This window comes from Streptomyces xanthophaeus (assembly GCF_000725805.1).
Taxonomy (GTDB): Bacteria; Actinomycetota; Actinomycetes; order Streptomycetales; family Streptomycetaceae; genus Streptomyces; species Streptomyces xanthophaeus.
Genome location: NZ_JOFT01000008.1, coordinates 153320 through 173872, shown reverse-complemented (window position 1 = coordinate 173872; position 20553 = coordinate 153320). Strand labels below are relative to the sequence as shown.

General features: G+C 73.3%; 22 protein-coding genes. 10 read left to right on the top strand and 12 right to left on the bottom strand.

The window, feature by feature from the left end:
• The first annotated feature begins 41 nt into the window (after window positions 1–41).
• Both IO30_RS0100830 and IO30_RS39960 read left to right on the top strand, forming a co-directional pair.
• Window positions 42–1688 (top strand): serine/threonine-protein kinase, encoded by a 1647-nt coding sequence (locus tag IO30_RS0100830; RefSeq protein WP_051901754.1) that lies wholly within the window; start codon window positions 42–44, stop codon window positions 1686–1688.
• 20 nt (window positions 1689–1708) lie between these two features.
• Entirely contained in the window at window positions 1709–1945 is a 237-nt protein-coding gene (locus IO30_RS39960) for a hypothetical protein (protein WP_037892625.1), read from the top strand.
• 187 nt (window positions 1946–2132) lie between these two features.
• Here the strand turns inward: IO30_RS39960 and IO30_RS0100820 are convergent, their stop codons facing one another.
• Both IO30_RS0100820 and IO30_RS39955 read right to left on the bottom strand, forming a co-directional pair.
• Window positions 2133–4385, bottom strand: coding sequence for a sulfatase family protein (locus IO30_RS0100820; protein ID WP_031138133.1), 2253 nt, complete (start codon window positions 4383–4385; stop codon window positions 2133–2135).
• A 238-nt stretch (window positions 4386–4623) separates the two neighbouring features.
• A complete protein-coding gene (locus IO30_RS39955) occupies window positions 4624–5529 on the bottom strand; it encodes a YhjD/YihY/BrkB family envelope integrity protein (protein ID WP_031138132.1) in 906 nt (301 codons plus the stop codon).
• A gap of 172 nt (window positions 5530–5701) precedes the next feature.
• Here IO30_RS39955 and IO30_RS0100810 point away from each other — a divergent pair, with 172 nt between their 5' ends.
• Window positions 5702–7030 carry a DUF2254 family protein gene (locus IO30_RS0100810; protein ID WP_051901753.1) on the top strand — a complete coding sequence of 443 codons (1329 nt, stop codon included), beginning with the start codon at window positions 5702–5704 and terminating at the stop codon, window positions 7028–7030.
• Window positions 7031–7062: 32 nt separating this feature from the next.
• On the opposite strand, the gene IO30_RS0100805 is transcribed toward IO30_RS0100810, so the two are convergent.
• Together IO30_RS0100805 and IO30_RS0100800 are read right to left on the bottom strand one after the other, a co-directional pair.
• Window positions 7063–7809: a hypothetical protein gene (locus IO30_RS0100805; RefSeq protein ID WP_031138127.1), complete on the bottom strand. Its 747-nt coding sequence runs from the start codon at window positions 7807–7809 to the stop codon at window positions 7063–7065.
• Window positions 7810–7876: 67 nt separating this feature from the next.
• The gene (locus tag IO30_RS0100800) at window positions 7877–8833 is read right to left on the bottom strand and encodes an AraC family transcriptional regulator (protein WP_031138125.1); all 957 of its coding nucleotides are present in this window, start codon (window positions 8831–8833) and stop codon (window positions 7877–7879) included.
• A gap of 90 nt (window positions 8834–8923) precedes the next feature.
• Here IO30_RS0100800 and IO30_RS0100795 point away from each other — a divergent pair, with 90 nt between their 5' ends.
• Together IO30_RS0100795 and IO30_RS47510 are read left to right on the top strand one after the other, a co-directional pair.
• Window positions 8924–9766 (top strand): NmrA family NAD(P)-binding protein, encoded by an 843-nt coding sequence (locus tag IO30_RS0100795; RefSeq protein ID WP_031138123.1) that lies wholly within the window; start codon window positions 8924–8926, stop codon window positions 9764–9766.
• A gap of 50 nt (window positions 9767–9816) precedes the next feature.
• Window positions 9817–9993, top strand: a complete 177-nt coding sequence (locus IO30_RS47510) for a nitroreductase/quinone reductase family protein (RefSeq protein ID WP_078904471.1) — start codon at window positions 9817–9819, stop codon at window positions 9991–9993.
• 58 nt (window positions 9994–10051) lie between these two features.
• Here IO30_RS47510 and IO30_RS0100785 read toward each other — a convergent pair whose 3' ends face one another.
• From IO30_RS0100785 to IO30_RS0100770, 4 genes are all read right to left on the bottom strand, one after another.
• The gene (locus tag IO30_RS0100785; protein WP_031138121.1) at window positions 10052–10447 is read right to left on the bottom strand and encodes a hypothetical protein; all 396 of its coding nucleotides are present in this window, start codon (window positions 10445–10447) and stop codon (window positions 10052–10054) included.
• A gap of 157 nt (window positions 10448–10604) precedes the next feature.
• On the bottom strand, window positions 10605–11777 hold the full coding sequence (locus IO30_RS0100780; protein ID WP_031138119.1) for an alpha/beta hydrolase family protein: 1173 nt from the start codon (window positions 11775–11777) through the stop codon (window positions 10605–10607).
• Window positions 11778–11879: 102 nt separating this feature from the next.
• Window positions 11880–12395: a hypothetical protein gene (locus IO30_RS0100775; protein ID WP_051901752.1), complete on the bottom strand. Its 516-nt coding sequence runs from the start codon at window positions 12393–12395 to the stop codon at window positions 11880–11882.
• Window positions 12396–12510: 115 nt separating this feature from the next.
• The gene (locus tag IO30_RS0100770) at window positions 12511–12987 is read right to left on the bottom strand and encodes a DUF6924 domain-containing protein (RefSeq protein WP_031138116.1); all 477 of its coding nucleotides are present in this window, start codon (window positions 12985–12987) and stop codon (window positions 12511–12513) included.
• A 266-nt stretch (window positions 12988–13253) separates the two neighbouring features.
• On the opposite strand from IO30_RS0100770, the gene IO30_RS0100765 reads away from it, so the two are divergent.
• Window positions 13254–13916 (top strand): hypothetical protein, encoded by a 663-nt coding sequence (locus IO30_RS0100765; RefSeq protein ID WP_031138115.1) that lies wholly within the window; start codon window positions 13254–13256, stop codon window positions 13914–13916.
• Window positions 13917–13993: 77 nt separating this feature from the next.
• Window positions 13994–16147 carry a HEAT repeat domain-containing protein gene (locus IO30_RS0100760; RefSeq protein WP_031138114.1) on the top strand — a complete coding sequence of 718 codons (2154 nt, stop codon included), beginning with the start codon at window positions 13994–13996 and terminating at the stop codon, window positions 16145–16147.
• Window positions 16148–16159: 12 nt separating this feature from the next.
• Here the strand turns inward: IO30_RS0100760 and IO30_RS0100755 are convergent, their stop codons facing one another.
• Window positions 16160–16528 (bottom strand): hypothetical protein, encoded by a 369-nt coding sequence (locus IO30_RS0100755; RefSeq protein ID WP_031138112.1) that lies wholly within the window; start codon window positions 16526–16528, stop codon window positions 16160–16162.
• Window positions 16529–16800: 272 nt separating this feature from the next.
• Here IO30_RS0100755 and IO30_RS45130 point away from each other — a divergent pair, with 272 nt between their 5' ends.
• A complete protein-coding gene (locus tag IO30_RS45130) occupies window positions 16801–16977 on the top strand; it encodes a hypothetical protein (RefSeq protein WP_157853053.1) in 177 nt (58 codons plus the stop codon).
• A gap of 7 nt (window positions 16978–16984) precedes the next feature.
• Here the strand turns inward: IO30_RS45130 and IO30_RS0100745 are convergent, their stop codons facing one another.
• A complete protein-coding gene (locus IO30_RS0100745; RefSeq protein WP_031138108.1) occupies window positions 16985–17587 on the bottom strand; it encodes a TetR/AcrR family transcriptional regulator in 603 nt (200 codons plus the stop codon).
• A gap of 56 nt (window positions 17588–17643) precedes the next feature.
• Between IO30_RS0100745 and IO30_RS0100740 the strand changes: the two genes are divergently transcribed.
• Window positions 17644–18135, top strand: a complete 492-nt coding sequence (locus IO30_RS0100740) for a GNAT family N-acetyltransferase (protein WP_031138106.1) — start codon at window positions 17644–17646, stop codon at window positions 18133–18135.
• 167 nt (window positions 18136–18302) lie between these two features.
• Here IO30_RS0100740 and IO30_RS0100735 read toward each other — a convergent pair whose 3' ends face one another.
• Window positions 18303–18677: a hypothetical protein gene (locus IO30_RS0100735; protein ID WP_031138104.1), complete on the bottom strand. Its 375-nt coding sequence runs from the start codon at window positions 18675–18677 to the stop codon at window positions 18303–18305.
• A gap of 360 nt (window positions 18678–19037) precedes the next feature.
• Here IO30_RS0100735 and IO30_RS0100730 point away from each other — a divergent pair, with 360 nt between their 5' ends.
• Entirely contained in the window at window positions 19038–19814 is a 777-nt protein-coding gene (locus IO30_RS0100730; RefSeq protein ID WP_237403288.1) for an amidohydrolase family protein, read from the top strand.
• A gap of 10 nt (window positions 19815–19824) precedes the next feature.
• On the opposite strand, the gene IO30_RS39950 is transcribed toward IO30_RS0100730, so the two are convergent.
• Window positions 19825–20505 (bottom strand): VanZ family protein, encoded by a 681-nt coding sequence (locus IO30_RS39950; RefSeq protein ID WP_167347227.1) that lies wholly within the window; start codon window positions 20503–20505, stop codon window positions 19825–19827.
• Window positions 20506–20553 lie beyond the last annotated feature (48 nt).

Sequence of the window (20553 nt, the reverse complement as noted above, 5' to 3'; positions counted from 1 at the left end):
ACACTGCGGACCGTCAACGGGCATGAGGGCAGGGGGAGTCGGTGGAGTCCTTGAGAGCGGGTGAACCGCCGGAGATCGGCGGGTACCGCCTGCTGGCACGGCTCGGCGAGGGCGGGATGGGCGAGGTGTTCCTGGCCCGTACGGCCTCCGGCCGTCCGCTGGCCCTGAAGACCGTCCACCGGCACCTCAGCCAGGAACCGGACTTCGCCGAACGCTTCACCACGGAGATACGCACCAACGACCGCGTGCGCTGCCCGTGGACGGTCTCGGTGGTGGACTTCAGCCCGCCGGGCGCCACCCCGCAGTGGCTGGCCACCGAGTACGTGGCCGCACCCTCCCTCGGTGACTGGGTGCAGGGCCAGGGGCCGCTCGCCGGACCCGCCCTGTGGTCCCTGGCCCGGGAGTTGTCGGCCGCACTGGTCACCGTGCGGGAAGCGGGCGTGGTCCACCGCGACATCAAGCCGGGGAACGTACTGCTGGGCCGGGAGCGGCCCTACCTCATCGACTTCGGCATCGCCCGCGCGGTCCGCGACCCGCGGCGCACCCGGACGGGCACGGTCATCGGCACGCCCGGCTTCCTCGCGCCCGAGCAGGCGAGCGGCGCCGTCGCCGCGGCTCCGGCGGACGTGTTCTCCCTCGCCGCGGTCCTCGTGTACGCGGCCACCGGACGCAGCCCCTTCCTCGCGCGCGGGGAGGAACTGGACCTGCCGGCCCTGCTGTACCGGATCGTCCACGACGAGCCCCTTCTCGACGGAGTGCCGGACGTGCTCCTTCCGTTGGTACGGGACTGCTTGGCCAAGGATCCGGACCGGCGGCCTGCCGCCGAGGAGGTCCGGGCGCGGCTCGGCGCCGCCGACGGGGAGGACGCCTGGACCGAGGCGGCCTCACCCGCCCTCCTCAAGGAGGTCGCCCGGCGGGAGGCGGCACTGCAGGACCTCCTCGCCGCGCCCGGCCCGCAGTCCCCGCCCGCGCAGCCCCCCATCCCCGCTCCCGTCGCACCTGCGGCGGCGCCCGCCGTACCGGCGCCGCCGGACACGGCCCCCGGCACCCCGCTGCCGCTGCCGCTGCCGTCGCCCGGCGAGTCCGGGAGCCGGACCGGACGGGCTTCCCGGACGACCCTGCTGAGCGCCGCGGCCGTCGGCGCCGCGGCCCTCGCCGTGACCGTCACGCTCGCGGTCCGGTTCACCGGTGAGGGGGACGGCGGCAGCCGCGGCGCCGACGGCAAGGCCTCGGCCCCCGCCACCCCCGCCGCCACCGCCCCGAGCGCGTCCGGGTCCGCGTCCACGGCGGCGCTGCCGCAGACGTGGGTCGGCACCTGGTCCGGGACCGGCCCGGGTACCCCGGACGCGGACGGCATCACCCTGGCGAGGACCGGCGAGTTCGGCGTCACCGTCACGCTGAACGCCGGAGCCGTCGGCGAGCTCGTCGGCCGGCAGGTCAGCGAGGTCAAGGAGGTCGCCAGCGGGCGCAACCTCGGGTGCACGGAGGCCCTCGAACTGCGGCAGGTCCGAGGGGCCACCGCGGTCTTCGAGGCGGTGACCAGCCACCCGACCGACCGGGGCGCGACCTTCGACTGCCCCCGCGGCAACATCTACGTGCTGACCATGGCGGAGCCGGACCGGGTGACGCTCGAATCCGAAGGAGCCCAGTCGGCCGGCGCTCCCGCGGCCCTGGCCCGCCACCGCTGAACCGATCGACAAGGGGGGAAATGACCACGAGGCCGCAGGACCCGTCGCCCGAGCCGGGCGAACCGACGAAGACCCTGGAGGAAGACCACGGCAACCTGAGGGCGATCTGGGAAGGGACCAAGGAGTTCTTCGGGGAACTCCTCGGCGAGTCCATCGTGCAGGCGCTGAGCTGCCTGCTGCTCCTGGGAGCCGGCTACGGGCTGTGGTGGGGCTGGCAGCAGAGCCCCGACCTGATGCCGGCACCGCGCCGCGTTTGAGGACGGGATTGACCTCGTGCCCGCTCCCGGCGCCGTCGAGGGCGGCGAGGAACTCCTCGCGCGCGGCGGTGGCGTCGAACGATCAAGGTCATGACGGGACAGTGCCAGCCGCCCGCGCCGGTCCGCACCCCGATATCGGCGCAGACCGGTGCAGCGACGGCTGCCCGGGGTGGAGCCCCGGGCGGCGTCAGCCGACGGTGACGTGGGCCAGGGCCCAGGAGGTGTGGTCGAAGGAGCTGCGGTTGTTGGCGTCCTCCACCACCAGCCGCAGCACGCGTACACCGCGGACGTCGAGGTCGACCTGGACCGGTCCGGTCGCCGCCGTCAGCGTCGGGGTGGTGTGCAGCAGCCGCTCGTCGCCGTAGACCTTGGCGCGGGTCGCGCCGACCGCGCTCTGGGCGGCGGAGAAGTCGTCGATCCCGACCAGCGAGGTGAACCGGACGCCGACGCCGCCGAGATGGTAGGCGAGGTCGCTGGGTGCGTGGACGCCCAGGCCCTTGGGGTACGTCGTACCGCCGAAGGCGATCGACGGGCCGTCCCCGGCGGCGTTCTTGCCGTTCGAGGCATCGCGTTCCACCGGCCCCCAGCCGTTGGTGGCGCTGATCCAGGTGAGGTCCGAGAGGTACGAGCTGCGTGTGGGCGCGGGCGGCGGGGTCGGTACGCTGCCCGTCGCCGGGTAGCGGACCGGGCCCGCCGGGGTGACGGCGCTGCCCTCCGCGGTGAGTTCCCAGCTCCGGGCGGCAGCGGCGTCCGCGGGCGCCGTGACCTGCCAGGAGGCGGTGAGCCGGGCGCCTGCGGCGAGCTGTTCGGCGGTGTTCGCCGAGGCCGGGGTGACGGTCCAGCCGGCCGGGGCGCGCAGGACGAGGGCGGCCGTGGTCCACGGCCGGGCGGATCCGTTGGCCAGCGTGGCGGTCACGGTGAACGCCTGGCCCGGGACGGCCAGTGGGGGCAGCGTCAGCCGCGTACCGAACGGGATCCGCGTGTAGGTGTCCTGCCAGGACGAGCGCATCAGCGCCACCAGCTCGGTCACCTTGGCCGGGTGCTTGTCCACGACGTTGCGCGTCTCGCCCAGGTCGGTGGCCAGGTCGTAGAGCTCGACCTGCCACTGAGCGTCGGGAAGGGCGTGGTCGCGCTGGGGAGCGAAGCGCACGGCCTTCCAGTTGTCCTGGCGGACCGCCTCGGCGAGCCAGGTGGCGCGCTTGTTGTCCTGGGCGTTGGCGCGGCTGGTGACTCCGCGCTCGTCGCGGAACCAGTACAGGTGGCCGTGGCGGGCCGAGTCGGCGCTGCCGCCGAGCAGCGGCGCGGCGGAGAGCCCGTCCACGTCCGTGGGGGCGGGCGCGCCGGCCAGTTCGGCGAGGGTCGGCAGGACGTCGGTCAGCGAGGTGATGCGGTTGCTGGCGCCCTGCCGCACCCGGCCCGGTCCCCAGGCGATGAGCGGGACGCGTACGCCGCCCTCGTACAGGTTGCGCTTGTAGCCGCGCAGCGGCCCGTTGGCGTCGAACAGGTCGGGATCGACCCCGCCCTCCTCGTGCGGGCCGTTGTCGCTGGTGACGAGCAGGACGGTGTCCTGCTCCAGGCCGAGGGCACGGAGCCGGTCGACCACCTTGCCGACGAGCGAGTCGAAGTAGCTGACCTGGGCCGCATGGCCCTTGTTCGAGGCGGACCAGGTGCGTCCGGCGTAGGCGCTGGTGTCGGGGACGTCGCTGGGCGCGTGCGGGACGTTCGGGGTCAGCAGCAGGAGGAACGGCTGCGCCGCGTTGTCGTCGATGAAGTCCAGGGCGCGCTGTTCGAGGAGGTCGGGGGCGTAGACGGCCTTGGCGCCGCCCGCGTTGGCCGCGATGGTCTCCTTGGCGTCGTTGTGCCACAGGTACTGCGGGTAGTACTGGTGGGCGTGGCTGTGGTCGATGTAGCCGTAGAACTCCTCGAAGCCGCGCGCCGCCGGGTGGCTGTCCTGGCCGGCGGCCTCCGGGCCGAAACCCCATTTGCCGATCACCGCGGTGCGGTAGCCGCGGGCGCGCAGGACCTCGGCGAAGGTGGTGTCGGCCGAGGTGAGCGAGCCCTGGGCCGCCGCGGGGTTGGCGCGGACCGTGGAGTGGCCGGTGTGGAGTCCGGTCAGCAGGGAGGCGCGGGACGGGGCGCAGACGGCGGCCGTGGAATAGGCGTCGGTGAAGCGCAGCCCCTCGGTGGCGAGCCGGTCCAGCCGGGGCGTGGCGATCAGCTTCTGCCCGTAGGCGCCGAGCTCGCCGTAGCCGAGGTCGTCGGCCAGCACGACGACGATGTTCGGCGGCCTCGTACCGGCAGAGGCCTCGGAAGCGGCTCCCGCAGCCGCTCCGGCGCCGTCCGGCGCGCCCGGCACCTGAGCCGCGGCGGCGGCCGGGACGCCGGCGGCCGCACCGAGCGCGGCGGCCGAGCCGGTCAGGAAGGTACGGCGGCTGGACATGGGGCTGCTCCTCGCGGGCGGGGACGGATGGGCGCTGCGACGATCATGGAAGCCGCGCCCGTCCCAGACCATGCACGGGGTATGAAAAGCGTGTGACGGGCGTGCAGTCCGCCCAGGACCCCCCGTAGGAGGGCTGCGGACGGGCGCCCGTACGGTCCCGGCCCGGCTCGCGCGACCGGGACGTCTCACCCGACCGGCCCGACCGGGACGTCTCACCCGACCGGCCCGACCGCGCGGTTCACCCGGCCGGCCCGGCGGGTTCCGTGGGGTCGTCCGCCCCGGGGGCGGCCCTCTTCGGTTCGTCCGCAGCCGCCGGGGTGTGCAGCCGCCTGGCCGCCCAGGGCTCGTGAGCGAGCACGTACCCGACGGCGACGGCCGTCGTGATGACGAAGAAGAGCCCGATCAGCCAGGAGAGCAGGACGAAGACGGAGCCGAGGGGGCCGAACTCCCGGAGGCTGCGCTCCACCGCCCGCGGCATGTAGATCCTCGACCCCAGGACCAGCAGCTGGACCCCCAGCCCGGCCAGCACCGCGCCGGGCAGCAGCGGCAGCCACGGGACGCGGCCCCCGAGCATCAGGTGCTGGGTCCACCACCACAGGCAGATGCCGGCGACCGCCGCGATGAGGAAGCCGACGGCGCGGCTGGTGCCGAAGGCGGTCTGGAGCGGCCCCTGGAACAACAGCGCCGTGAGCCACACCAGGAGCCAGGCCAGCCAGCGCCAGGCGGCGAGCCTGGCCCCGGTCTTGGACAGGTGCCAGGAGCGTTCGCACGTCGTCTGCAACGCCCGGCTGCACGCGGTCGCGGAGACCAGGGTCACGATCACGCCCACGCCGCTGGTGCTCGCCACGGCGGTGGGGTCGGTGGCGTCGTACACCGCCCGCACCTGGTCCAGCGCCGCGTCCTGGAGCCCGAGCGCGCCACGGATGGAGTACACGAGCTGCTCCTGGAGCCAGTCCGGTGCCAGCGCCCCGATGACGAAGAGGCAGGGCAGCGCCCCGAGGAAGGCCTGGGCGGCCAGCCGGGTGGCGCAGTCCAGGACCCTGACCGCCGCGAACTGGCCGAGGACGCGGCCCAGCAGGGGAGTGTGCCGGCGCATCCAGCCGGGTACGGCGAACCGGCGCGGCCGGTCCTGCGGTTCGGACACGACGGTTCTCCTCCAAGGCTGCTACCGGCGGCGGCGACCGCCCTTCAGCAGAACCATGACGGAAACAGTGATGTATCCGGCATTTCGCCACTCGGGCTCGCGGTGCCCGTGATTGCATCACTCACTGGCACCACCCAGCACCACCCCCTCGGCACCCGTTGAAGGAGGCCGCATGCCCGGCTCGGCTGAGGTGCCCGCGCTCCGCAGGTCCGGGATGCGGCGGCGCAGGGGCACCCCCTTCCACCACCCCACGCGCGCGATGCGCCGGGACTTCGCGCAGCTCGTCTGCGCGGTCGTGGGCCTGGTCCTCGGGCTGCTGGTACCGCGCATCTCCGTGGGGCCGCAGGTCGAGGTCGCGCGGGTGGTGACGCTCGTGTTCAGCATCGGCTTCGGCGTCGTCAGCCTGGTCGCCATCATCTACTCGATGCTCTTCCTGGTCATCCAGTTCTCGGCGAGCACCTTCACGCCCCGCCTCGTCCTGTTCCGCGACGACCCGATCGTGTGGCGGACCTTCGCCTTCGTCGTCGGCGTCTTCATCTTCTCGGTGACCGCGGGACTGTCGATGGGCAAGAAGACCGAGGTCACCGTCGCCGTCCCGGTGGCCACCGTGCTGTGCGCCCTGCTCACGCTCGTCTTCGTGCGCACCCTGCAGTCCAGGGCGTTCAGCGCGATCCAGCTCGCCGCCGTCCTCGACGCGGTCAGCGAGCGCGGCCGCCGCCTCTTCGACGCCCTCTACGCGCGCCCGTACGCACCCGGCTCCCGCCCGCCCGCCGACCGCCCGGTACCGGGCACGGACGGTGCGGGCGGTACGGACGGTGCGGGCGGTACGGACGGTGCGGGCGGTACGGACGCCCCGCTCGAAGTCCGGTGGCCCGGCAAGGCGGCCGTCCTCCAGCAGATCGACGTACCCGCCCTCGCCGCGGCCGCCGCACGGCACGGCAGCCTCGTCACCATCGAGGCGCCCATCGGCTCCCTCCTCTCCGCGGGCACCCTGATCGCACGGGCCCACGGAGGGAACCTGGCTCCGGATGAGGTGCTCGGCTCGGTCCTGACCGGCCTGGAACGCACCTTCGACCAGGACGCCGGGCTGCCGCTGCGCCTCCTCACGGACATCACGCTGCGCGCCCTGTCCCCGGCGGTCAACGACCCCGCCACCGCGGTGCAGACGCTGGACCACACCGAGGACCTGCTGACCCGGCTGTCCGGCCGCGACCTGTCGATCGGCACCTTCACCGACGCGCAGGGCGCGGCACGGCTGATCGTCCGCGTCCCGACCTGGGAGCAGTACGTGCGCCAGGCGGTCGACGACGTCATGGTCGCCGCCGCCCAGTCCCCGATGACCCTGCTCCGGCTCCGTGCCCTGCTGACCCGGCTCCGTACGGCGTGCCCCCCGCCGCGGCGGGCGGTCGTGGAGAGCCGCCTGGAGTGGGTCGAGGCCACCGGCTCGGCGCAGTTCCCCTTCCACTGGTCACTGCCGCCCGCCGAGCCGACCCCGGCATGACCCGGACCGGGACCGCCTACGAGGGGTGCCGGTCAGGAGCCGCCGCCGGGCGCCTTCAGCGCGCTGCCGACGAACTCCTTCGTCCGCTCGACGGCCTGGTGCATGGAGAAGTGCTCACCGCCGGGCGGGAAGTAGTCGATCGCACCGACCGCGCCGTAGTTCGCCCAGAGGCAGGTGGTCATGGGGAAGCTGTCGGCCACGTTCTCCTGGCACTTCATCACCAGTGTCTCGGTGGTGACCGCCGTCGGCCCGCCCACGCGCACCCGGTCGTCGTCATCGGCCGGGAGGGACTTCTCGAAGGCCTTCTCCAGCGCGTCCTTGGGATCCGCCACGTCGTCGAACAGCTTGGTCCGCGCGACGAGATCCGGTGCGACCGCAGTCCTGGTGCCCTTGCTCAGCTTGATGCGGGGGAAGCCGAAGCACGAGATCTCGGCGCCTTCGGTGGAATCCTTGCGGGCCGGCAGTTCGTCGACGCCGGACACCCGCATGTCATGACCGCTGCCGTAGCGGAAGCCGCCGTCTCCCTCGTCGCAGGTGAGCTGTTCCATCTGCGGGAAAGCGACCCGGGTGTACCGCGTACCCGGATCGGCGCCGAGCTCGCCGGCCTTCTGGGACGGCTTCGGGGCCGCCAGGGCCGAAGCCGCGGGATCACCGCTCCGGGCTCCCGGCGTGCCGCCCTCGCCCACCGGGCCCGCACCCACGGCGTCCTTGCCCGACCCGCATCCCACGGCGAGCAGTGCGAGCGCCGTCACGCCCACGATCGATCCCCACTTGTTCATGTTCCGTGCCCCCGACGCCGAAAAACGATCAACGGAAGCCTAAGGGACCGGAACCTCCCCTCATCCCTCAACCCGCCATGCCTGAGGCCGCGTTCCGGTGCTGGCTGGGGCGGGTGCCGTACACGCGGTGGAAGGCCACGCTCAGCCCGAAGGCGCTGCGGTAACCGACCTGCCGGGCGATCGACTCCACCGTCGCCTCGGTACGCACCAACAGGTCGGCCGCCAGGGCCAGGCGCCAGTCGGTCAGGTAGGCCATGGGCGGCTGGCCGACCAGGTCACTGAAACGGCGGGCGAAGGTGGCCCGCGAGACCCCCGCCTCCTCGGCCAGGGCCGTCACCGTCCACGGCCGTGCGGGCCGCTCGTGGATCAGCCGCAGGGCGCGGCCCGCGACGGGGTCGCCCAGCGCCCGGTACCAGCCCGGCGGATCGGCCTCCGGGCCGGCGAACCACTCCCGCAGCGTCGACAGCAACAGCAGGTCCAGGAGCCGGTCCAGCACGGCCTGTTGGCCCGGGTCGTCCCGGCTGATCTCCAGCGCGGTGAGCTCCAGGATCGGTCCGGGCGTGCCCCCGTGGCGCACCGCCAGGACCCGGGGCAGCGCGCTCAGCAGCCGTTCGGAGACCCGGCCGCCGACGTGGTAGCTGCCGGTGAGCAGTACGGAGGGCCCGTCCAGGCTGGTCCCGCAGGTGCGCAGACCCAGGATGAGGTCCTCGCCGACCTCCGCGCCGTCTGCCGTCGTGCAGTGGTCGGGGCCGTGCACCACGTACAGCGGCGGCGTGCACAGGCCCGCGTCGTCGGTGAGGGTGAAGGGCTCCGCCCCCACCACGATGGCCACGTCTCCCTGGCCGAGCGCGACGGGCGCCTCGTCCCCGCCGGGAACGACCCAGCCCTCCCCGCGCAGCATGGTGATCAAGGTGAGCGGGGTGCGGTCGGCGAACCGGACCGACCAGGGCGGGGACATGATGCTCCGGCTGAACAGCGCACCGTCGGAACGCACTTCGTACAGCAGGCTCGCCAACGCATCCATGGGGCGAGCCTAGACGGTGTTGGACGCTCAGACATCGGGATGAGCGGCTGGACCATTCTGCGGCTCACCGAGGGCGGGTTGACTGGAGGCATGACGACACATCCGATTCTGGTACTCGGCGGCACGGGCAAGACGGGACGCCGCGTGGCCGCGGGTCTGCGCCGCCGCGGACACGAGGTCCGCGCTGCCTCCCGCAAGGGGACGACCCGCACCACTGCATTCGACTGGAACGACGAGAACACCTGGGAGCCCGCACTCGAAGGGGTCCGCGCGGCCTACCTCGTCGACTCGCAGGTCGCCGACGCCGCGACGTCCCTCGGCTCCTTCGCCAAGCTCGCCGCCTCCGGCGGCGTCGAGCGGCTGGTACTGCTGTCCGCCCGCGACTGGGTGGTGCCGGAAGGGCAGGAGAAGCTCCCTTCCGAGCGGGCCGTGCGCGAATCCGGCACCGCGTGGACGATCCTGAAGCCGTCCTGGTTCTCGCAGAACTTCAGCGAGGACCCCTTCTTCCGCGGCCAGTTGCTGGCAGGTGACCTGGTGATGTCGGCCGGGGACGGGGTCGAGCCCTTCGTCGACGCCGAGGACATCGCCGACGTGGCCGTCGCGGCGCTCACCGAGGACGGCCATGCGGGAGAGGCCTACGCACTCACCGGGCCGCGCCGGTTGAGCATGGACGCAGTGGCCGACGAGATCGCCCGGGCCACCGGCCGGGACATCGCCTACCGGCACCTGCCGCCCGCCGAGTTCACCGAGTACGCCGCCCAGCAGGGTCTTCCGCCGGACTACACCGACCTGCTGAACACGCTGTACGGCTGGATCGGCGAGCGGCGCTTCGCCGACCTCGCCGACGGGGTCCAGCGAGCCCTCGGCCGCGAACCCCGCGACTTCTCCGACTACGTACGGACCACCGCGGCGACCGGGGTATGGCACGGCTGACCGTCCGGCCTCGGTAACGCCGGCAGCTCCGGCAGCCCCGGCAGCCAAGGCTGGCCGGGGTCGGCTCGTCCGCCTTCGCCGCGACGGCGCGTCCGGCCACGACGGCCGAGGCGGCCCGCCTGTGGCCGACGGTGGTGGCCGCGATGCCGTCGTACGAGGCCTACCGCACCGCGACGGCCCGGGAGATCCCGCTGGTCCTGGTCACCCCGGCAGGCCGAGCGGCCTGACGGCTGCGCCATCACCGACTTCTCCGTCGCCGCTCAGGTCGGCGTCGGTGAGTAGGGCTCAGGAGAGCGCCGGCACGAACCCGCCGCGGGCGGTGCCCGAGCCCAGCAGGTGGTCCCAGTCGAGCTCCTCGGGCAGCTCTTCGAGGGACAGGACGACCACACCGCCGGCCGCGTCGGCGTCCGTGCACCAGTCGGCCATCTCGCCGGGCTCCAGGGTCCCGCCGGCCCCGTCGACCACCGGTGCGGCCAGCGCGGGGATGATGATCCCGGTCTCTCCCGGGCCGTCCACGACGCACAGGGTGAGTTTGGGAACGACGCTCCAGCCCTCGCACGCGGGCACCCTTCCGTCGGGCGCCGAGAGCACCGGCAGGTACGCGTGCACAGGGGCGTCGGCGAGCAGCAGTACGGGGGTGGCACCCCGGACGAACAGGGTGTTCTCAGGAATCAGCAGCATGCCGTCACTCTCGCAGGCCGGTACGGGCGACGGCCGCCGGGGTGCCCGGCCGGGCCGCCGACGCAGGGTGCCGGCAGGCCGATCCGTTCCATCACCCGATGGTCGCGGTGACGGCGGTGACGGGGGTGCGCGCAGCGGAGCGCACCCCCGGGCGGCTTCAGCTGCGGTGGAACACGACTTCCGGGTCGGCCGCGCTCGGCCCGTCCAGACGCGGCGCCGGCAGCCCCCGTAGGTGGACGTCGAAGAACGCGCCCACGTACGCCCGCGTGATCTGCTGGCTGCGGATGCCCGAGAGCGGGGTCTCGGGATGGGAGTAGCCCGCTTCGTCGCCGAGTACGGGCCAGTCGGTGAAGGCCGGGTGGCCCGCCCCCGTGACGGTCAGCCAGCGCTTCCAGCCGTCCAGCCGGGGCCAGGTGTCCTCCCAGGAGGTGTCGGGGAAGTCGGGCGGCAGGAGGGCCGGATCACCGGCGAGCATCAGGAACGGCCGCCCGTCGAGACCGGCTTCGGGCACGGGGGTGAAGAAGGTGCCGTCCATGTTCACCCCGGCGTCCACGCGCGGATCCGCGGCCATGGTGGCGGAGGCCGCCGCGCCGCCGATGGAATGCCCGGCCATGCCCACGTGCCGGGCGTCGATCAGCCACGAGTACCGCCACGCGGAGTGCGGGCCGGTGAGCCGGTCCAGGACGAACGGCACGTCACGGGCCCGGCCGTCGGAGACCCGGTGCAGCGACCCGTCGGGGAACACCTGCTCGCAGGCCTTGCACGTGAGCACCCGTCCGCCGGGGAAGACCGTGCCGTCCGACTCGTACGCGTGGTCCACCGCGGCCACGACGTAGCCGCGGCTGGCGAGGTCCTCGGCCAGGGAGGTCAGCGAGGAGCGCGGCAGGGTGAAGCCGGGGGAGAGCACGACCAGCGGGTAGCGGTGCGCCCCGGCCCGGGGCAGTGCACCGGTACGGGAGTGCGTACGCGTGGCGGCGACGCGCTCGGGCGTGGCGAACTCGCCGAGCTGCCCCCGGTCGGTGAGCAGCGCCTCGGCTTCCGGAACGGCCATGTAGGGGGCGGGGGTTCCGGTGCGGGCGAGCGCCGGGTAGTACAGGGTCAGCAGGAGTTCCCGGTCGGCCGTGGGCACCCAGGGGTCCTTGCGCTCCCCGTCCACGAGGTGGAGCGTGTCCCGCCCGACGGCGAAGGCGCCCGTGGGCCGGGGGAGTTCGCGCCGCGGGGAGCCGCCCGAGGGAGAGGTCGCGGCCGCGGCGGGGGTGGTGAGGGTGCCGGGTGCGGCGAGGACTAATCCGGCAACCACTGCCGTCAGCACGTGGATGATCTTCTTCATGCCCGCACCCTAGGTAATTTTAGGCAAGCCTTGCCTAGCTCCGTCTGGGTGTGGCGGTGTTGGCCGACGCCGACCCCGACGCCGAATACGGCCCCTAGGTGCCTACGGCTCCACAGGGGTGATGGTCAGTTCGGGCAGGCCGAAGTGGCTGCTGATGGTCCGGACGATCCGCTCCTCGGACCCGTACCCGCCCCCGTACCGGGACTCGAAGTCGTCGCCGCCGACCGGTACGCCCGCGGCCAGGGCGGTTGCCAGAGGATCGGGATCCGCACCCACCGGCTCGATCACGTTCTCGAAGCTGAAGGCGGTGACCACTTCTCCGTCGCGGCAGTACGTGAACCACGGGCCGTGTGCCTTCGCGCTGCACGGTTCGGTCACGAAGGCGAGGATCTCACCGCCGTCCGGGCACAGCCGCCGGTAGTCGACGGCGTCGTAGTCGCCGGCCTCCCCGTTGTGCATGTCGTGCACCAGGCAGCACCAACCGTCCTTCTCCCGGTACACGATCGGCTCCCGCCGCATGCCGGAGAGCCCGCGCAGGAGCGTCTCCAGGGGGATCCCCCTGGAGAAGATCACGTTCACCTCGTGCCCCGGAAAGGGGCCGTGAATCCAGTGCGTCATACGAGGCACCGTAGCCCCACCCGCAGCCATCCGGCGGCGTCCGGACGTCGACCGGCGACGCGGCGGCCGGCGGGCCGGTCCCGGATGCGTGAGGAAGGGCCGTGGCCCCTGCGGGTCAGAGGGAGCGGAACACCCTGCCGGGGGCTTCACGGGCCGCAGCCGCGAAGTCCTCGAAGTCCAGGTTGGCGATCGACAGGTTCGCGTGGATGTCGTGGACGCCGGCCGGGACCGTGCGGAACTCCCGTCCGAGCTCGCGGAGCTCTTCGTATTCTTCGAGGTTCTCGTATTCCTCCGCCGGGACGGTGGTCACCGCCAGCAGGCCGTGGTGGGCGGAGCCCATGGTCACGGAGTCTGCGACGAAGACGACGCACAGGTCTTCGTCCGCGGCGGCCGCTACGAGGACCTCGTCGACCGTCGCCCCGGCCCAGGCGGGGTCGTCGACGAAGTGCACGAGCGGCTCGTAGTCCCGGTCGCCCCACGGCTGCATGAGCTCGGCGATGACGGCCTGCCACGCCTGCTCGCTGTCGTGGTCGGTCCTGACGACGAGAGCGTGGAACTCGTCGCGGTCGGTGCCGGCCGGCAGGCGTCCCATGGGGTGCGGAGCCCTTCGCTGGTGGCGGTGGCGGTGGCGGTGGCGGTGGCGGTGGCGGTGGCGGTGGCGGTGGCGGACGCGGGCGCGCCGGCTCGCGTACGGGCCGCTCGGGGTCCGGCCCGGCCATGATGATCGCATCGCATCGCCTCGTGGCGCAGTCGGACGGGGGCCGCCCTGTCGCCCCGGGCGGATCACGGTCCGCTCGTGTCGCGGCGACCGGGAGCCGGGGGCAGCCTGGTAGGAGACCTGCGAACGGAGGCCCGCGCATGGGATCCGAGGCCCCTTCCCGGTCCGGCGGGTGGACGGCCCGCGCGCTGAACAGCCCCGTGGTAGGCATGGCCCCGTGGATCATCTTCTCGGTCATGGTCGGCCCGGGCCGGTTCGAGCTCGCGGTGGGCCTGGCCCTCGTCACGACGCTGCTCCTCGTGATCGGCGGGCGGGCCCTGCACCGGGGGAGCTCCTGGAAGATCCTCGAACTCTCCGACCTGGTGTTCTTCGCCGTACTGGCCGTGATCGGAGCAGTGGTGGGAGCCGGGACGCACCGCTGGCTGGAGACGTATGCCGGAGAGGTGTCGAACATCGCCCTGGTGCTGATCGCCTTCGGGTCGATGGCCGTCGGGATCCCCTTCACGCTCCAGTACGCACGCGAGCAGGTGGACAGCCGCTTCTGGCACACCCCGGCCTTCCTGCGCACCAACTACTTGATCACCGGGGCCTGGGGACTGGCGTTCCTGGTCGCGGCGGTTGCCGGTGCCTACAGCGACCTGGTCCTGCGCGATCCCGCCAACCTCTGGACCGGCTGGATCATCCAGATCGGCGCCATCCTCGCGGCCGTGCGCTTCACGAACTGGTACCCGGACGTCGTCCGTTCCCGCGCCCGGGCGGCTGAACCCGGCGCCCCGCCCCCCAGCCGCGCCGACCCGGGCTGACCCTCCGGCGGAGCCCTGGCGGAACCCAAGCCCCCTGCGCCGCCGCGCTGTCAGTGCGCCCCTGCATAGTGCAGCCCATGATCGAACTCGATGACTTCGACTGGTCCGCGACGGACCACGCGTACGGCCCGGCGGACGAGGTTCCGGAGCTGTTGGCGGCCTTGGCCTCTGCTGACGCCGAGGTCCGCCGCAAGGCGCTGAGCAGGTACTACGGCGCGGTCCACCACCAGGGCGACGTGTACGCGTGCACGACGGCGAGCCTGCCCTTCCTCTTCGCCCTGGCCGCGGACCCCGCCGCACCCGACCGCGCCCCGATCGTCCAGCTGCTGGTCAGCATCGGGAGCAACGCCCTTGAGCACTGCGCGTATGACGACCGGTACGGCGCCCAGCCCGAGGACCACGTGACCGCCGCGGTGGACGCGATGCGCGCGCACGTGGAGGACTTCGTCCGCCTCGCCGGCGACGCCGATCCCCGTACGCGCGAGGCCGCCGTTCCGGCGCTCGGGCTGTTCCTTGAGGACGCCGACCGTGCCGTCGCGTTGCTCGGTGACCGGTTGCCCCTCGCGCACGGAACCACCGAACGGCTCCTGGTCGTCGAGACGATGGCCACGCTGGCCCTGCGCCTGCCGGCAGCCCTGGTCGCGGCCACGGCCCGGCTCACGGCGCTGGCCGCCGACGCGGCAGCTGACCCCACGACCCGGCTCGCCGCCCTCGTCCACCGGGCCCGCTGCGCCCCGCAGGACATCGGCGAAGGCGTCGTACCGGCGGCGATCGGCCTGCTCCGGGCCGCCGGAGCCGCCCCGGCGGTCGACGAGCCGGACGACCGCACCGCGGCCCCGGACGAGACCGCGGCCCCGGACGAGACCGCGACCCCGGCCGCGGACGCGACCCCGACCCCGACCCCGGCCCCGGCCGCGACCCCGGCGGCCGACGTGCCGCCGCAGATCGCTGCCGCCTTCGAGGAACTCGACCGGCACCACCGTGTCCACGCGCCCACCACGGACCTGCTGCACACCTTCCACGCCGTGCTGGGCTCCCGGGTGTCCGAGCGCACGGCCCTCCTCGCCGAGCAACTGCGCAGCCCGGACCCCGGATCCCGCTACGACGCGATACGGATGAGCAAGGACCTCGTACAGTCCTGGCGCGGCGACCACACCGCGCTCCTGCTCCTCGTCTCCGAGCACCTCCTTCCCGACGACCCGTACACCGCCGCCGAAGCGGCCCGGGCCCTCAGCGCCTGCCACCCCGTCGCCGGGCCTGCCCGCGAGGCCCTCGCCGCGTACGTCCTCGCGCAGCGGGCAGCGCACGGCCCGGACGTGTGGGCCACGCCGAAGCCGCTGCTCCGCCGGGCCCACCAGGAGGCGGTCCTCGCGCTGGCCGAGCTCGGTGACGTACGGGCCCTGCCCGGGCTGCTGACGGCCCTGGACAGCGGGGTCGACGCCTGGCGTGCCGTGCAGGTCGCGGGCAGGCTGCCGCAGGCGGCGCAGCAACTGGTGCCGAGGCTGTGCGACCGCCTGGGCGAGGTCGACCTTTCCGACGAGTGGCCCGGGACGGGCGCGGGCACCCTGCTGTCCGCCCTGGCCGCGCTCGGCGACCCGGCGGCCGTCCCTGCGATCACGGACACCCTCACGGCGGCGATGGGCCTCGCACAGCGGGGCGCCGCGGTCACGGCCCTGAAGGCACTCGCCACGCTCGCCGCAGCAGGGCCCCGCGCGGCACCCGACCTCGCCGTGATCCGTCCCCTGGCCAGGGCCGATGACCAGGACGTCAGGATCGCCGCGCTGGCCCTGCTGTGGGTCGTCACCGGCGACCGGGACGAGATCGTGCCGCTGGTGGACGACGTGCTCGACTCCGCGCTGAGCTGGAACGCGGCGGAGCTGCTCGGCCGGATCGGGCCGCCCGCCGCGCGGGCACTGCCGCGGCTGCGGGAGATGCTGGACGACGAGTACGAGTGGACCCGCGTCCACGCGGCGACCGGCCTGTGGGACATCGGCGGCGAGGTGGAGGGCCCGGCCGTCGTGCGGGCGCTGGTCGAGGCCTGGGAGTCGAACGGTGCCACGGCCAACGCAGCCGTGGAGTGCCTGGCCAGGATGGGCGCCGCCGCGGCGCCGGCCCTGCCCCGGATCCGCGCGGAGCTCGCCCTGGCCCGCCGTGGCGGCCGCTACTCGGACATCTCGCACGACGAGGCGCTGCAGCGCGCCTGCCGCGCCCTCGTCACGCAGCTGGGCTGAGTCCGACGAGGGTCACTGCGGTGCTTCCGGGCCGGGCCACGGGAGCCAGGGGAGCGCTTCGCGCCAGCCGGGCCGCCCGAAGGCCCAGTCCTGGAGGACCTTGGCCACGGGTTCCAGGCCGAACACCCCGGGTTGCCGCGGCACCCGTGCCTGGTAGTGCTGCTGCGGCCCGCCCTCCCTGTACTCCAGTTGGTAGCCGAGGTCGTCATGCAGGTAGACCTGCATGTAGTGCTGGCCGGCGGGCTCCAGGTCCAGCCGGTCGACGATGACGTACCGCCAGGTGAGGTTCATGTCGGCCAGCAGGTCGTGCAGTCGGTCCTCGGAGGGATCGTCCCAGGAGGTGCCGTCGGCCTCGGTCGCGCGCAGGGTTCGTGAGGTCATGCCGAGGACGCTAACGGTCCGTGCCCGGGACCGTTCCAGGGGCCGTTTCCGGAGCCGTCCCGGAGCTGAACTCTTCCGAGGCGCGGCCCGACCAAGGAGGGACGAGCAAGCCGTCGGGGGAGGCCAACAGGGTGGGCGACAAGGACACGGGCCGCGCAGGGCACCGGCCGAAGCCGAAGCCGACGGTGCAGCCGCAGCGAGCACGGGCCGGTGCCCGCCCCGGGGCGTCCGGCCCCGTTGCCGCGGGTGCCCGGCGATGCCGGCCGGGCACCGTGAGCAGCCTGCGCGTCTCGGCAGCCGCCTACGGCCGGGCGGCCCTGCCGTTGGTCCTGCTCGCCGGCGTGACGGTGCTCTTCGTCGCCGTCGTCTGGCCGGTCCTGGCCATCCTCCTCATCATCCGGGCCAACCACCGGCACGCACGGGAGCGGTTCGACCGACGGCCGCTCTGACGGCCGGTCAGTCCCCGTGTGCGGGGCCGGTGCACGCCTCCCCGTCCAGCTGGAGACGGACCGCCTCGGTGGTGCGGGCGGTGTCGCCGGTGGCGAGGAGGTCGAGCAGCGCGCCGCGCAGGACGGCCAGCACGAGGGTGCGCTCGGCGAGTGCGGCCCCGGTGTCCCGGGTGTCGGCGGGCTGGGCGTCGGCGAGCAGCGCGAGCCAGTCCCCGACCGTGTCGCGGGCGAAGCCGGCCCAGGGCCCCTCCGGGTCGGTCAGCGAGCGGGCGTAGCTCTCGACCCACAGGGTCAGCAGGCCGCGGTGGGCTCCGTCGGACAGCCACCGCCACAGTTCGAGGGCGGCGGCGTGCAGCCCTCCCGGCCCGTGCTGCGCGTCGGCGAGCCGCTGGACATGCGCCAGCTCGTCGGCCCGGGCCCGTGCGAGCAGGGCGCGGATCAGGCCGTCCTTGCTGCCGAACAGGTAGAGCAGTACGCGCGGGCTGGAGTGGATCTCCTCGGCGAGCGGGCGCAGGGACAGGTCGGCGAGGCCGCTGCGCAGGGCGTAGGCATAGGCGGCCTCCAGCAGCTCCTGCTGTCGCGGCGAGGGGTTTGTCGTGGATCGGGTCACCGGGCTAGTCTACTGAAACAGTCGTTTCAGTGAAAAAGTGAGTGAGGACGGACGTCATGGCAGAGCGTGAGGTGGTCATCCGGCCTCTGGACCGGCCCGGTGACCTGGGCTGGGTCGTGATGGCGCACGGCGAGCTCTACGACCGGGAGTTCGGCTGGGACACCGGCTTCGAGGCGCTCGTGGCCCGGATCGTGGCCGACTACGCGCAGCAGCAGGACCCCGGCCCGCAGGCGGCGTGGATCGCCGAGGTCGACGGGGTCCGGGCGGGCTCCGTCTTCTGCGTACGCGGCGACGACCGCACCGCGAAGCTGCGCCTGCTGCTCGTCGACCCCGTGGCGCGCGGGCTCGGCCTGGGAGCCCGGCTGGTAGAGGAGTGCCTGCGCTTCGCCCGCGGGGCCGGGTACGAGTCGATCTCCCTGTGGACCAACGACGTGCTCGGCTCGGCCCGGCGCATCTACCAGAAGCAGGGCTTCGAGCTCGTCGCCGAAGAGGCCCACCACAGCTTCGGACACGACCTCGTCGGCCAGACCTGGCAGCGCGCCCTGTAGAGCTCGTCTCGCGATCGGCTGGTCAGTTGAGCGGACGTGTCTGCCCGACGAGTGATCACTGATGCGATGTGGGAACGGACCGAGCCGTTGTCGCCGGCCGACCCGGTTCGCGGTCGGCGATGGACCTCGCCGCCATTCTGCTTCGGGTCCGGCGACAGGCCGACGCTTCAGCGATCGACGACCCAGCGTGCGTCGGCAGGCCAGGATCCCGTGGCGACGATGTGCTCCAGGAGCCTGAACGCCTCACGGATCGGCACGGTGTCCTCATCCGGGTACTCATCGTGCTGCCCGTTGGAGAGGACGAACCCCTCGCTCGATCCGCTCGCTCCTGGGTCCACCGCATGCTGCTCGCCGTACTCCCCATCGAACAGCACCACCATCGCGCGCTGGGTGTTCGTCACGAAGGCCAGCGATCGACCAGACGGACTGGTAAGCCAGGTCTCAAGCCGATCGCTGCCGATCCTCGCCCGAACGGCTCCCAGCACCACCTCGGACGACACCGGGACAGGGTTGTCGTCATCGATCACCCAGGATTCCGTCATGAGCACGACGATCTCACGGACAGATTCAAGAGACAGGCCCGGGGGCCTGCCCCGCTACCCGCTCCGGACGTGGGTGACCACGGGGGCGCGCATGACTGGTGGGAAGCGCGGCCGGAGAGTGAGAGGCCGCGGTGGACGGTGGATCCGCGGGTGGGGTCGGGCCGCTGCGTTTTGGGACGACTCACGACGAGGTGGCGGACGCGCTGAGTGGAGCGACGGCGGAGAAACCGTCTTGCGTCATGACCCACCGGGTGGCACATCCTTCCGCCTGAGGCGTGGACCATCTACTGAGCATCGGCATCGGCATCGGCATCGGCATCGGCATCGGCATCCGCGCCCAAGCCTTCGGGAAGGAACACCGTGAGCACCGAGAACGAGAACCCTGTGACGCATCGACGCCCCTTCTTCGACGCCCACTTCCACGTGATCGACAGCCGCTTCCCGCTGTACGAGAACGACGGCTACACGCCCGAGGAGTTCACCGTCGAGCAGTACCGCGGGCGGACCGCAGCGCTCGGCGTCACGGGCGGAGCCGTCGTGTCGGGTTCGTTCCAGCGCTTCGACCAGAGCTACCTCCTCGACGCGCTCGCCCGGCTCGGTACCGGCTTCGTCGGAGTCACCCAGATCCCGCACGACGTTCCCGACGAGGAACTGCTCCGCCTCGCCGGCCACGGCGTACGCGGCGTGCGCTTCAATCTGCGGCGCGGCGGCTCCGCGGCCCTGGAGCACCTCGACACCCTGGCCCGGCGTGCCCACGAGGTCGCGGGCATGCACACCGAGCTCTACGTCGATGCCCGCGACCTGCCCGAACTCGCCGCGACGCTGGCCGCACTCCCGGCGGTGAGCATCGACCACCTCGGCCTGCACGCGGACGGTCTGCCGCACCTGCTGGCGCTCGTCGAACGCGGCGTACGCGTCAAGGCCACCGGCTTCGGCCGGGTCGAACTCGATGTCGCCGACGTGATCCGGGCCGTGCTGAAGGCCGACCCGGCCGCCCTGATGACCGGCTCCGACCTGCCCTCGACCCGCGCCCGGCGCCCCTTCGCCGACGCCGACCTCGACCTCGTCGCCGAGGCGGCGGGCGAGCACCTGGACGCGGTCCTGCACGACAACGCGCTGGCCTTCTACCGCATGTGAGGGCGGCGGGTCACTTCCGGAGGCGGCCGCCGGGCCTGAGGAAGCGCGCACCCCAGGCCGGCAGCCGTGAGCCGGGCGCCGGGCGGCCGGCCGGGCCGTTGGCGTCCGTGCCGGTAGCGGCGCCCGCGGCCGCCGGCACCGGGGCGGCGGGCTGCCGGGCGGGCCGTCGGGTCCAGCGGTGCCACCAGTGGCGGCGGCGGGGGTGGACGGCGCGGCCCAGACGGCGGCCCAGCAGGAGGTACCCGAGCAGCGCGCCGGTGGTGTTGAGGATGACGTCGTCGACGTCGAAGGCCCGTCCCGCGACCAGCGCCCCCTGGATCAGCTCGACGAGCGTCATCACGAGCGCCGTGGGCACCGCCACCCGGAGCAGGCCCCGGGTCTGCGGCAGCAGGACGGGCAGCAGGACACCGAACGGGACGCCCAGCAGGAGGTTCCCGCCGAGCTGCTTGGCCGCGTCCTTGACGGACGTCCCGTCGAGGTAGGCGTCGATCGAGGCACCCGGACGGACGTTGCTGTGCACGAGGTCGACGGAGGCGGCGGACGGCTCCAGGGTGACCCGCGCCAAGGCGATGCTGAACAGGACCGTCCCGGCGAAGGCGACCAGCACGGCCGCTGCCCGCAGGGCCGGGTGTACGGGAGGGCGGAGGTCCGCCGGGGCCGGTGGTGCGGCGGTGGTCTTCGTCTCGTCCATGCGTGGCTCCGTGGGTCGTCGGGCGGCCCGAACGGGCCTGGCGTTCGC

What these genes read in the sequence shown, in the direction of transcription:
- IO30_RS39960 (WP_037892625.1), top strand. Translation starts at nt 1,709, where the DNA reads ATGACCACGAGGCCGCAGGACCCGTCGCCCGAGCCGGGCGAACCGACG.
- IO30_RS0100820 (WP_031138133.1), bottom strand. Translation starts at nt 4,385, where the DNA reads ATGTCCAGCCGCCGTACCTTCCTGACCGGCTCGGCCGCCGCGCTCGGT.
- IO30_RS0100810 (WP_051901753.1), top strand. Translation starts at nt 5,702, where the DNA reads ATGCCCGGCTCGGCTGAGGTGCCCGCGCTCCGCAGGTCCGGGATGCGG.
- IO30_RS0100805 (WP_031138127.1), bottom strand. Translation starts at nt 7,809, where the DNA reads ATGAACAAGTGGGGATCGATCGTGGGCGTGACGGCGCTCGCACTGCTC.
- IO30_RS0100800 (WP_031138125.1), bottom strand. Translation starts at nt 8,833, where the DNA reads ATGGATGCGTTGGCGAGCCTGCTGTACGAAGTGCGTTCCGACGGTGCG.
- IO30_RS0100795 (WP_031138123.1), top strand. Translation starts at nt 8,924, where the DNA reads ATGACGACACATCCGATTCTGGTACTCGGCGGCACGGGCAAGACGGGA.
- IO30_RS0100785 (WP_031138121.1), bottom strand. Translation starts at nt 10,447, where the DNA reads ATGCTGCTGATTCCTGAGAACACCCTGTTCGTCCGGGGTGCCACCCCC.
- IO30_RS0100780 (WP_031138119.1), bottom strand. Translation starts at nt 11,777, where the DNA reads ATGAAGAAGATCATCCACGTGCTGACGGCAGTGGTTGCCGGATTAGTC.
- IO30_RS0100775 (WP_051901752.1), bottom strand. Translation starts at nt 12,395, where the DNA reads ATGACGCACTGGATTCACGGCCCCTTTCCGGGGCACGAGGTGAACGTG.
- IO30_RS0100770 (WP_031138116.1), bottom strand. Translation starts at nt 12,987, where the DNA reads ATGGGACGCCTGCCGGCCGGCACCGACCGCGACGAGTTCCACGCTCTC.
- IO30_RS0100765 (WP_031138115.1), top strand. Translation starts at nt 13,254, where the DNA reads ATGGGATCCGAGGCCCCTTCCCGGTCCGGCGGGTGGACGGCCCGCGCG.
- IO30_RS0100760 (WP_031138114.1), top strand. Translation starts at nt 13,994, where the DNA reads ATGATCGAACTCGATGACTTCGACTGGTCCGCGACGGACCACGCGTAC.
- IO30_RS0100755 (WP_031138112.1), bottom strand. Translation starts at nt 16,528, where the DNA reads ATGACCTCACGAACCCTGCGCGCGACCGAGGCCGACGGCACCTCCTGG.
- IO30_RS0100740 (WP_031138106.1), top strand. Translation starts at nt 17,644, where the DNA reads ATGGCAGAGCGTGAGGTGGTCATCCGGCCTCTGGACCGGCCCGGTGAC.
- IO30_RS0100735 (WP_031138104.1), bottom strand. Translation starts at nt 18,677, where the DNA reads ATGACGGAATCCTGGGTGATCGATGACGACAACCCTGTCCCGGTGTCG.
- IO30_RS39950 (WP_167347227.1), bottom strand. Translation starts at nt 20,505, where the DNA reads ATGGACGAGACGAAGACCACCGCCGCACCACCGGCCCCGGCGGACCTC.